Genomic DNA, 2,300 nt, shown 5'->3' with positions numbered 1-2,300 from the left:
CCCGCCGCCCCGACCGCCGGCCGGCGTGGACGGCCGCCCTCGCGGGCCGGAGAGCCGTTCCGCGCGACCGGCCGGCGGTCCTTCGCCGGGGCGCGCGGCCCCGGCGGGTGCCGACCGGCGCGCCCGCCCCCTCGGCCGGGCGCGTCCGGTCGGCGGCCGCGGCACCGGGTCCCGCCCCCTCTGCGGGGCCGCGCGGTGCCGGCGGCGTCTCGACGCTCATCCGGGAGCGGGCCGCACCACCTCCTCCAGGAAGGCGAGCGCCTCGGTGTGCGTCCCCGGCAGCGGGGCGCACCACAGGGCGGCCCCGTGCCCGGACGCCAGGTCGGCGCGGAGCCGCGGCAGCCGGGCGGCCAGCCCCGGCCCCTTCGCGGCCAGCACGGCCGTGCGCGAGCGGCTGAGGACGGCGATCGACTCCCCGGCGCGGAAGAACCGGGCCAGCTCGTGGCCCAGCACGATGGCGCGCGCGGTGCGGCGCCACGGGTCGAGCGCCCCCTCCAGCGCCACGATCACCAGCAGGTGGCGGGCCGCGGGCGCGGCCCCCGGGCCGGCCGCGCGGTACAGCTCGCCCAGCCGGGTCCGCAGGTAGGCGGTGGTGGCCAGGCCGGTCAGCGGGTCGCGGCAGTCGTCGCGCGACCGGCCGCCGTCGACCCACCCCTCGGCCAGCGCCCGCACCAGCGGCAGCGGGGGTTCCAGGCGGCCCAGCTCGGCGCAGAGCGCGGCGAAGTCGTCCAGGGTCGCCCCGATGGCCACGCCCGCCCGCGCCCGCGCCTGCCCCAACCGGACGCAGGCGCCCGCCAGGTCCGCGCCGGCGACCGCCGCCGCGCAGACCGCGTCGACCGCGGGCGTCCACCAGTCGTCGGGGGTGTCCCAGGCGGCGCGGCTGCGCCGGCACCAGCGCGCGCGCAGCCCGCGCACCGCGGCGCCGTCGAGGACGTCCGGACCGTTCGCGTCGTGCCCCGCCATGGCATCGCTCCGTCCCGTTCGCTCACCGCGGCGGCCTTCGGCCGCACCCTCCCGGTGCGCTCCGCCCCGGGGCCTTCACCCGTATTCACCGACTTCGGTGGCGGCTATGACGCGAGTGCGGGATATTTTTCCCGGGAGCCGGTCGCGGAGGGCGTCCGGCCGGGTGCTCGCGGTGACCGCGCCGCGTCCGCGGCGCCGGACCGACCGACAGCGGAGGAACGAGGGGCATGACCGATCCCCACGGGGACCACGCCGAGCTACTGATCGGTGACGACGCGTTGCTCGACGCGGTGCGCGCGGGCGACTCCGCCGCCTACGCCGTCCTCTACGAGCGCCACGACGCCGCCGCCCGCGGGCTGGCCCGCCAGCTCGTCCGCGGCGAAAGCGAGGTCGACGACGTCGTCGCCGAGACCTTCACCCGGGTGCTCAGCGTGGTCCGGCGCGGCGGCGGGCCGCGCGACGGCTTCCGCCCCTACCTGCTGACCGCCCTGCGGCACGTCGCCTACGACCGCACCCGCGGCGAGCGCCGCCAGGTGGCCACCGACGACATGGAGACCTTCGACTCCGGGGAGCCGTTCGTCGACCCCGCCCTGGAGGGCCTCGAACGCTCCCTGATCGCGCGCGCGTTCCTGTCCCTGCCCGAGCGCTGGCAGGCCGTGCTGTGGCACACCGAGATCGAGGGCGTCCGCCCGGCCGAGGCCGCCCCGCTGCTCGGCATGACCCCCAACAGCGTCGCCGCGCTGGCCTACCGCGCCCGCGAGGGCCTGCGCCAGGCGTACCTGCAGATGCACCTCGCCGGGGGCGCGGCGGCCGAGGCGTGCCGGCCGGCGCTGCGGCTGCTCGGCGCCTACGTGCGCGGCGGGCTCGCCAAGCGCGACACCGCCGTCGTCGACACCCACCTCGACGGCTGCGGGCGGTGCCGCGAGGTCTGCGCCGAGCTGATGGACGTCAACGTCGGCCTGCGCGGCATCGTGCTGCCGCTGTTCGCCGGGCCGGCCGCCGGCGGCTACCTCGCCGCCCTGCCCGCCGGCGCGCCCGGCGCGGGCTGGTGGGGCCGGATGTCGCGGAGCCAGCGGCAGGCCACCGCCGCCGGCACCGCCGCCACCGCGGTCGCCGCGGCGGCCGCGCTGGCCCTGGTCAACGACGGCGAACCGCTGCGCCCGCCGCCCACCGCGCCGCCCGCCGCCGCCCCCGAACGGCCCGCCGCCCCCGCGCCCGGGCCGCCGCCCGCGCCCCCGGCCCCGCAGGGGCCCGGCGCCCCCGACCCCCGCCCGCCCGGCCCCCGGCCCGCGCCGCCGCCCGAGCGGCCCGCGGCCGCGCCGGAACCCGGTCGGCCC

At 80.8% G+C, this 2,300-nt stretch carries 2 protein-coding genes; one reads left to right on the top strand and one right to left on the bottom strand.

What is annotated here, in order from left to right:
* Nucleotides 1–216: 216 nt before the first annotated feature.
* Nucleotides 217–963: a hypothetical protein gene (locus NT8_RS27925; protein WP_067976051.1), complete on the bottom strand. Its 747-nt coding sequence runs from the start codon at nucleotides 961–963 to the stop codon at nucleotides 217–219.
* A 227-nt stretch (nucleotides 964–1,190) separates the two neighbouring features.
* Here NT8_RS27925 and NT8_RS31400 point away from each other — a divergent pair.
* A partial coding sequence (locus NT8_RS31400; RefSeq protein WP_157516006.1) for a sigma-70 family RNA polymerase sigma factor occupies nucleotides 1,191–2,300 on the top strand: 1,110 nt, incomplete at its 3' end.

This window comes from Nocardiopsis trehalosi NBRC 14201, from assembly GCF_001552555.1.
GTDB classification, from domain to species: Bacteria; Actinomycetota; Actinomycetes; order Streptosporangiales; family Streptosporangiaceae; genus Nocardiopsis_B; species Nocardiopsis_B trehalosi.
The sequence above is the reverse complement of the archived record's forward strand: the minus strand, read 5'-3'. Positions and strand labels throughout refer to the sequence as shown.